Annotated in this window: 7 protein-coding genes; 4 read left to right on the top strand and 3 right to left on the bottom strand. The window is 52.8% G+C overall.

Translation table 11 applies throughout. The annotated features are described in order from the left end of the window. Positions 1 to 198: 198 nt before the first annotated feature. Both WMO24_RS01665 and WMO24_RS01660 read right to left on the bottom strand, forming a co-directional pair. Positions 199 to 705, bottom strand: a complete 507-nt coding sequence (locus tag WMO24_RS01665; RefSeq protein ID WP_349214432.1) for a CarD family transcriptional regulator — start codon at positions 703 to 705, stop codon at positions 199 to 201. Between the two features lie 172 nt (positions 706 to 877). Next, positions 878 to 1891: a nucleoid-associated protein gene (locus tag WMO24_RS01660; protein ID WP_349214430.1), complete on the bottom strand. Its 1014-nt coding sequence runs from the start codon at positions 1889 to 1891 to the stop codon at positions 878 to 880. A 218-nt stretch (positions 1892 to 2109) separates the two neighbouring features. Here WMO24_RS01660 and trkA point away from each other — a divergent pair, with 218 nt between their 5' ends. The 3 genes from trkA (at position 2110) to WMO24_RS01645 (ending at position 6429) form a co-directional block, all read left to right on the top strand. Beyond that, positions 2110 to 3471 (top strand): Trk system potassium transporter TrkA, encoded by a 1362-nt coding sequence (gene trkA / locus WMO24_RS01655; protein ID WP_349214428.1) that lies wholly within the window; start codon positions 2110 to 2112, stop codon positions 3469 to 3471. Positions 3472 to 3479: 8 nt separating this feature from the next. Beyond that, positions 3480 to 4934, top strand: coding sequence for a TrkH family potassium uptake protein (locus tag WMO24_RS01650; RefSeq protein WP_349214426.1), 1455 nt, complete (start codon positions 3480 to 3482; stop codon positions 4932 to 4934). Between the two features lie 112 nt (positions 4935 to 5046). Then, the gene (locus tag WMO24_RS01645) at positions 5047 to 6429 is read left to right on the top strand and encodes a sodium-dependent transporter (protein WP_349214425.1); all 1383 of its coding nucleotides are present in this window, start codon (positions 5047 to 5049) and stop codon (positions 6427 to 6429) included. A gap of 33 nt (positions 6430 to 6462) precedes the next feature. Here WMO24_RS01645 and WMO24_RS01640 read toward each other — a convergent pair whose 3' ends face one another. Then, positions 6463 to 6876: a putative ABC transporter permease gene (locus tag WMO24_RS01640; protein WP_349214424.1), complete on the bottom strand. Its 414-nt coding sequence runs from the start codon at positions 6874 to 6876 to the stop codon at positions 6463 to 6465. A gap of 132 nt (positions 6877 to 7008) precedes the next feature. Between WMO24_RS01640 and WMO24_RS01635 the strand changes: the two genes are divergently transcribed. Next, positions 7009 to 7785, top strand: coding sequence for a glycosyltransferase family 2 protein (locus WMO24_RS01635; RefSeq protein ID WP_349214422.1), 777 nt, complete (start codon positions 7009 to 7011; stop codon positions 7783 to 7785). The last annotated feature ends 49 nt before the right edge of the window (positions 7786 to 7834 follow it).

Below are 7834 nucleotides of genomic sequence, written 5' to 3'. Positions count from 1 at the left end.
CGGAATTGGCAGACGCGCTAGATTCAGGTTCTAGTGAGGGCAACTTCATATGGGTTCAAGTCCCTTCATCCGCACCAAAAATCCGAACTTGTTTTTAAAACAGGTTCGGATTTTTTTGTTGTATGAAAATCGCTGCCCTAAATGGCAGCTGTTCTTGAACAGAAAACAAAACCCGTCCGGTTGTCCGGACGGGTTTTGTCAGGTTTTCAAAGCGTGTTCCACTAGCGCGGCGGCGTCCTCCAGTTCAGGAAGCCCCAGCGCAACAGCCAGTTCGCCATACAGAAGATGCTCGGCGCGTTTTTTGAAATCCTGCTCTGCAGCGCTCAGGTGGCGCCCCAGCGCGGAGCATCGATCGGCTTTATCCGAAAGGGTTTTGATCAGGCAGGCGAGACTGCGGCATGTGTGTGCATGAAGCATGGAGCGATAGTGGTCCACTACCTCAGCCCGGCGCGGGCTGGAAAATTCGTCGTCCTGAATTTTCGGAAGTTCTGCCAGAAAAGCCTGGGCCTGCTCCTGCGTGATCACAGGCCGCATGAAGACGGGTGTGTCCACAGGTACATAAATCATGCCGGTTTCAAAAAGCGGGGCCAGCTTGTAGTAGAGATGCCCGGCCTTTCCAGGTGATTGGTCCGGTGGATATCCAACTTCTTCCACACGGCATACACCGGTATTTCCATAATAAATAAGATCGTTCGCCTGAAACATGATAACTCCTTTTCCGGAAGGCCGCCGAGGCAGCCCCAATGAAAAACAATCCTTCCGGCGGGCGGAAGGAGAGAACTTTCTATTTTTATTATAGCACAACAAAATTGTTTGTGTAAGTGAAATCCGAACGGCAGAAGATAAAAAAGGCTCCGCCGGGAAGGCGGAGCACAAATCATAAAAGAATATTTTTAATAAGAAGGTTGGTGGTTCCATCGGCATTTCGGATAAACTCGATGGCATTTTCATCACGGTAGACGCTGACAGGAACCTTAATCTCGACCCCGCCGGCACTGCGCAGCGACTGCTTTTCCATGCGCCGCACAGCTGCTGCAGGCATGGGGAGCGGCTCGTCCATCTCAATCTCCCGTTCAGCCAGCGCCTGAGCGAACGCTTCGCGGGCATGAGGCAGGTTCCCGTACAGTTTATCACACAGTTCCGCCACCGGCGCGGGCTGTGCCGGCGCACCCGGCTGGCTGGAGGCGCTTCGGAACTCCCGGAATTCTTCACAGACGGCCGCGGCCAGTTCCGGTTCATCCACACCGGTGCTTCCGTAGAACTGTTGATTCACTTCCACGGCAATGTCCCGGATAGCGGCCAGCTTTTCCTTGGGCGACATGCCCGGTTTGACGCAAAGCACCCGACGGGCAAGATAGGGCTGTTTGCGGCCGTCAATCTCGTATTTTTTCTCCAGAACACGCACCTGCTGGGAAGCCAGATCAACAAAAAAAGCCTCATCGGCCTTCCCGGATGCACCGGGAAGAAGAAAATCCTGCCGTGTGATACCTGTCACGGCATCGCCGGTCCCCATGTCAAAGAAATGGGCGTATCCGGTTTTGTAGTTGAGTTTCAGACCGGCAAAATAATCGTTGCCGTCGATGTTCAGCAGCAGAAAAGCCGCATCCGCCGCCGGAATTGAAGGATTCTCCCGCAGAACGTCAAACCAGCTTTGTGCCAGATCGGCTGTGACGGAAAGAAAGGCCTGATCCAGTTCGCCCAGATGCGCCAGCAAAGGAGATTCACTGGTAAAAGAGCAGGTTTTGGCCTCTTCGCTGTTCCAGGCCTTGGCCGCAAGACCGCCCAGGTAGTGCAGGGCGTCCTCATCGGTGAGAAGCGTCTGAGACAGAACCGGCAGATCCGCGCCGGGATCCAGAACATGGAGAACGGCCGCTTCCAATGTGAGTTCCATAATGTCATTCCTTTATTTAAAATAGAGCAGCTATGATTATAGCGTGAGGCGGTAAAAAAATCAAATAGAGAAACCCTGCTTGCGGCGCAGAAAAGATTTTTCACAAGCCCCTTGTGTGTGCATCAAAGAAAAGGTATACTGGTAATACTCGAATGGTGTAACAATCACTCCGTTTTGATAAAATCATTGCAGATGTGCCGAAAGGTGTCGTTGTATTTATGAAAATTATTGTTGCGGGTGACGGTAAAGTCGGTCTGGCACTGACGCGTCAATTGTTGCGGGAGGGTCACGACCTTGTGACCATCGATTCCAATCCTCAGGTGCTCCATATGAGCCTGGATCAGTACGATGTAATGACGCTGGAAGGAAATGCGGCGGCGATGGAAACCCTGCGCGAAGCCGGTGTGGAAGAAGCAGAGCTTCTGATTGCGGCGACCAGCGCAGACGAGACCAATATTTTGTGCTGCCTGACCGGACGAATCTTGAATCCGAACCTGCATACGATTGCCCGTGTGCGCAACCCGGATTACAAAGAGCAGCTGTTCAGTATGCGGGAACAGCTGGGATTGTCCATGACCATCAACCCGGAACTTTCGGCCGCGCACGAGATTTTTCGGCTTTTGCAGTTCCCCAGCTTTCTGCGGCGGGAAACGTTCGCCAAGGGCCGCGTGGAAATCGTGGAACTCAAGGTCTTTGAAGACGGCAAACTCAATGGCGTCCGCCTGAGCGAGCTTTATAAAATCGCCAAGGTGAAAGTGCTGGTCTGTGCGGTGAGCCGCGGTGAAGAAGTGGAGATTCCGAACGGCGATTATCGGCTGCAGACAGGAGACCATATTTATGTGACGGCCCGTGCGGCCAACCTGTCACAGCTGCTGAAAAATCTTGGTATTGGAATGAGCTACGTCAACCGTGCTCTTCTGGTGGGCGGAAGCCGCCTTTGTTTCTATTTGGCGGAACGGCTTTTGCGCGCAGGCGTGCAGGTGAAGATCATCGAAAAGAACGAAACGCGCGCCCGTTACCTGGCAGAGATTTTGCCCAAGGCAGATGTGGTGCAGGGCGACGGCTCGTCCCAGGAAGTGCTGGAGAGCGAGGGCCTGCGCCGTGCGGATGCACTGGTGACTCTGACGGACATGGATGAAGAGAACATTGTCATTTCCATGTACGGCAGCGCGGCGGGCGTGAAAAAGGTGATTACCAAGGCCAACCGTTTGGAATACAGCCATATGTTTGAGGACATGGGCGTCGGAACGGTCATCAGCCCCAAGGCGCTCTGCAGCAATAACGTGGTTCGCTATGTTCGGGCCATGCAGAACCAGAAGGGAAGCGTGCTGGCTTTGCATCGCATTGCGGATGATCGGGCGGAGACGCTGGAGTTCCTGGTGGATGACACGGTGCCTTGGCGCGGCGTGCCTCTGAAAGACGTACCTGTGAAGAAGGGAATATTGATTTCCTGCATTACCCGGCGCGGTGATACGGTGATCCCGGATGGTGCCAGCAGCTTTGAGTCCGGTGACACGGTGATCGTAGTGACCACGTGCGAAAGCCCCATCATGCAGCTGCAGGATATTTTTGAGGAGTAAGAGCGGACATGAATATCAGACTTGTGGGTAGAATGGTCAGTTCCATTCTGTTTGTGACGGAAGTGTTCATGATCCCGTCGCTGATCCTTTGTTGTATTGACGGCGACCACGATGTGGCCATGGCGTTTCTGGCGTCCATGGCGGTGATCTCTCTGATCGCCGGCGTATTGTTTTGGTTTGGACGAAAACGCGAAGCGCATTTTTCAGCCCGTGACGGCTTTGTGACCGTTGCATTGGCGTGGGTGTGCATTTCGCTTTTGGGCGGTCTTCCGTTTTATTTCAGCAGTGAGATTCCTTCTTATGTGGATGCGGTGTTTGAGATTGTGTCCGGCTTTACCACGACGGGTGCCTCAGTGCTGCCCGATGTGGAAAGTCTGAGCCGTGGCGTATTGTACTGGCGCAGCTTTTCTCATTGGCTGGGCGGCATGGGAATCCTGGTCTTTACGCTGGCGGTGGTGCCGGCAAACAAAAATTCCGGCGGCACGCTGTATCTGATGCGCGCCGAAAGCCCCGGCCCCAGTGTGGGAAAACTGACGCCGCGTATCCGGCAAACCGCCATGATTCTCTATGGACTGTACATTCTGCTTACCGTTTTGTGCGTGGCGTTTCTGCTGGCCGGGGGTATGCCGCTTTTTGACAGTGTGTGCACGGCGTTCGGCACGGCAGGTACCGGCGGTTTTGGCATCAAGAACGACAGCATGGGCAGCTACAGCCCCTACCTGCAAAACGTATGTACCGTGTTCATGCTGCTGTTCGGCATCAATTTCAATGTGTATTATTTGCTCTTGATCCGGAAATTTGCAGCGGCATTTAAGGATGAAGAGGTCCGGTTGTATCTGTTCTTCTTTGCGGCGGCTACGGGCCTGATCACCTGGAACATTCGTCCGTTGATGCAAAGCTGGGGCGAAAGTTTGCACCATGCGGCATTTCAGGTCAGCAGTATCATGACGACCACTGGTTTTTCCACAACAAACTTTGACCTTTGGCCGTCTTTTTCCAAAGCGATTCTGCTGGTTTTGATGGTTTTGGGAGCCTGCGCCGGCAGCACGGGTGGCGGCATCAAAACCGTGCGAATGTTGCTGCTGCTGAAAGAGTTGCGGTACAATGTGCAGCGCACGCTGCGTCCGCGCACCGTGCGTGCCATTCATGTGAATGGCCATGTTGTGGACAACGAAGTGATCAAAGGCGTCAATTCCTATATGGCGGCCTACTGGATTCTGATGTTCGGCAGCATTCTGCTGATTTCCTTGGATGAATTTCCGCTGGAATCCAACCTTTCGGCGGTATTCGCCTGTTTCAATAACATCGGACCCGGCTTAGGCGTGGTCGGACCGATGTCGAACTACGATTGCTACAGCGACTTTTCAAAAATTGTGCTGACGGTGGACATGCTTTTGGGAAGACTGGAAATTTTCCCGCTGCTGGCTTTGTTCAGCCGGGATACATGGTCTAAGAAGCTGTGAGATTTAAAAACTCCCGATTTTATATCGGGAGTTTTTTTGATAAAAAGCTGTACTTTTTGCGGGAATATGCTACAATGAAAAACAGCTTTGTGTTTAGGAGGAAAACAGGTTTATGAAACAGTCACGCGGCCAATGGGCGAGCAGTCTGGGGTTTATTCTGGCTGCTTCCGGAAGTGCAGTGGGCTTGGGGAATATTTGGAAGTTTCCGGGAAAAGTGGCGGCCTACGGCGGCGGCGCATTTATTTTGTGTTATGTGCTGATTGTTGCACTGGTCGGGTTTCCGGTGATGCTGGCGGAGATCAGCATTGGACGAAACACGCAGAAAAATGTGGTGGGCGCATTTCGTCGCCTGAACCGCCGCTGGACCTTTCTGGGTGGAATCGGCGTGATTACGCTGTTTGTGATTTTGTCCTATTATTGTGTGGTCGGCGGCTGGGTGCTGAAATACATTCAGGTATACCTCACGGGTGCGGATTTCGGCACGGGTGCGACCCCGTATCAGGATTATTTTGTGAATTTCATCTCAAAACCGGTGGAGCCGCTGCTCTGGGGTGCGGTGTTTCTCGCGCTTTGTGTCTATGTGGTGGTACGCGGTGTGTCCAAGGGAATTGAAAAGGTGAGCAAGTTTTTAATGCCCTGTCTGTTTTTGATTCTTTTGGCCATTGTCGTACGCAGCATTACCCTGCCCGGTGCGGGTGAGGGCCTGCGCTATCTGTTTACCGTCCGGCCGGGAACCGTGAACGGAAACACGCTGGTAGGTGCGCTGGGACAGGCCTTTTTCTCTCTTTCGGTCGGTATGGGAATCATGGTGACCTATGGCTCCTATGTGTCAAAAACGGAGAATCTTGCCAAGAGCGCTGCGTTCATTTGCGGCATTGATACCATGGTCGCCATTCTGGCGGGAATTGCCATTGTGCCGGTGGTGTTTGTGACCCTGGGGGCAGATGGCCTGGGCCAGGGCGGCGGTTTTGCGTTTATGGCTTTGCCGGAAGTGTTTGCGCAGATGCCGGGCGGGATCGTATTTGGCTGCCTGTTTTTCATGCTGCTTTTTTTGGCAGCTTTGACCAGTGCCATCAGCGTATTGGAAAGCTGCGTAGCATTTTTGACGGAAGAGTTTCACCTTGGACGTTTGAAGGCCATTGTGCTGCTGGTGATTCCCATGGCGTTTTTGAGCGCGGGTTATTCCCTGAGCCAGTCGGCAGAGCGCAATTTGAACCTGCCGTGGTTTGATTTTGCTTCCGGCGTGCAGATGCTGCCCATGAATGCGGTGCTTGAAAAATTCACGGACAATTTGATGATCCCGCTGGGTGCATTGGGATTCTGCCTGTTTGTAGGCTGGGTTTGGGGAACGAAAAATGCGCTGAGTGAGATCGAAGCGGATGGAAGCCGGTTCCGTTTCAAACGCTCCTGGTCCTTTTTGATTCGATTCCTGGCGCCTGCTGTGATTGTACTGATTTTGTATTTTACGCTGGGCAAGGGGCAGGGCCTTTCCTGAAATAAAAAAAGAGGGGCAAGCGCCCCTCTTTTTTTATTGGTCGGTACGCAGATGGTCTGCGACTGCAGGGATTTTTGCCTGAAGTTTTCGGGCGGCACGGACGCACAAAAACCAGATGAAGCACAGGCAAAACCAGTAAAAGCAATAGCGCAGACAAATTTGCCCCAAAAGATTGGCCGGTTCGGTGCTGTAGTCCCACACCCGCCAGCCAAACGAAAGGTTGACCACCAGACCGGTGGCAAATTCGGCTGCAGTGATCAGGCACATGCCGGCGGTGGCCTGTACAAAAATACTTCGGCTGCCCCAGTGTTTGGCAAGGCAGGAAAGCCCCAGCAGGCATAACCCGCCGAGAATGGTCATGGTCCAATGGGTGTATCCTCGTGCAAGAATTTCGAGAAGACTGTACCCGAGTGCACCGGTGGAAAAAATAGCCGCCTGTTTTTTCATTCGCAATCACCTGCGTTTAGGGTGCGCTGCGCCGGTGAAAAATATACATGGCGTTTGTACCTTAAATGGACAAAGCGGACAAAATGTGATATAGTTTAAAAAGTAAGTCATTCCACATAGGCAGGTCAATTCATGGACAAGATTAAAACCAGCGCATGTATCGTGGCATACGGCGGATACGAAGAGGTGGTCAAAGCGGCTTCCTCTGTTTTGTCGTATACAAAAGACACGGAGCTCTCTTTGTATGTGGTGGACAATGCTTCGCCGGACGGAACGGGGGCGCGTTTGGAGGCTGCGGATTTCGGCGGCCCGGTGGATGTGATCTGCCGCAAGACCAACGATGGATTCGGCACAGGCCATAACACGGTTTTGAAACAGCTGACCAGCAAGTATCACGCAGTGGTCAATCCGGATATCACCCTGGATACGGATGCCATCAGCGCGCTTTGTTTCTGGATGGAAGAGCATCCGGATGTGGTCATGACCACGCCGCGGCTTCGCTTCCCGGATGGACGCGATCAGTATACGGCAAAGCGGACTCCCAGTCTGCTGGCCCTGATGGCCCGGCAGCTTCCGCTGCCTTTTCTGAAATCGGTTGAGCGGCATTATCTGATGCTGGATGAGGACCTGACACGTCCGCAGCTCATCGATTTTTGCACCGGCAGCTTTTTTGTGATCCGCACAGAGGTCTTTCAGAAAATGGGCGGATTTGACGAAAGTTATTTTATGTATGTGGAGGACGCCGACATCACCCGCAAGGCACAGCAGTACGGAAAGGTGATGTATGTGCCGATCACGTATGTTTATCATGCGTGGCACCGCGACGCCAACAAGAAATGGAAGAATTTCTGGATGCAGATCCGCTCCATGTTTCATTATTGGCGCAAGTGGGGCTTTCGGCTTTTTTGATTTTGTAAGGTGTGGGCGGTACTTAGCCCGTTAAAATCAATTTGAAAAG

The sequence above is a fragment of the Ruthenibacterium intestinale genome (assembly GCF_040096265.1).
Classification (GTDB): domain Bacteria; phylum Bacillota; class Clostridia; order Oscillospirales; family Ruminococcaceae; genus Ruthenibacterium; species Ruthenibacterium komagatae.
Note: the sequence above shows the minus strand (reverse complement) of the source record. Positions and strands in the feature narration are given on the sequence as shown.

What these genes read in the sequence shown, in the direction of transcription:
- WMO24_RS01645 (WP_349214425.1), top strand. Translation starts at nt 5,047, where the DNA reads ATGAAACAGTCACGCGGCCAATGGGCGAGCAGTCTGGGGTTTATTCTG.
- trkA (WP_349214428.1), top strand. Translation starts at nt 2,110, where the DNA reads ATGAAAATTATTGTTGCGGGTGACGGTAAAGTCGGTCTGGCACTGACG.
- WMO24_RS01635 (WP_349214422.1), top strand. Translation starts at nt 7,009, where the DNA reads ATGGACAAGATTAAAACCAGCGCATGTATCGTGGCATACGGCGGATAC.
- WMO24_RS01665 (WP_349214432.1), bottom strand. Translation starts at nt 705, where the DNA reads ATGTTTCAGGCGAACGATCTTATTTATTATGGAAATACCGGTGTATGC.
- WMO24_RS01650 (WP_349214426.1), top strand. Translation starts at nt 3,480, where the DNA reads ATGAATATCAGACTTGTGGGTAGAATGGTCAGTTCCATTCTGTTTGTG.
- WMO24_RS01660 (WP_349214430.1), bottom strand. Translation starts at nt 1,891, where the DNA reads ATGGAACTCACATTGGAAGCGGCCGTTCTCCATGTTCTGGATCCCGGC.
- WMO24_RS01640 (WP_349214424.1), bottom strand. Translation starts at nt 6,876, where the DNA reads ATGAAAAAACAGGCGGCTATTTTTTCCACCGGTGCACTCGGGTACAGT.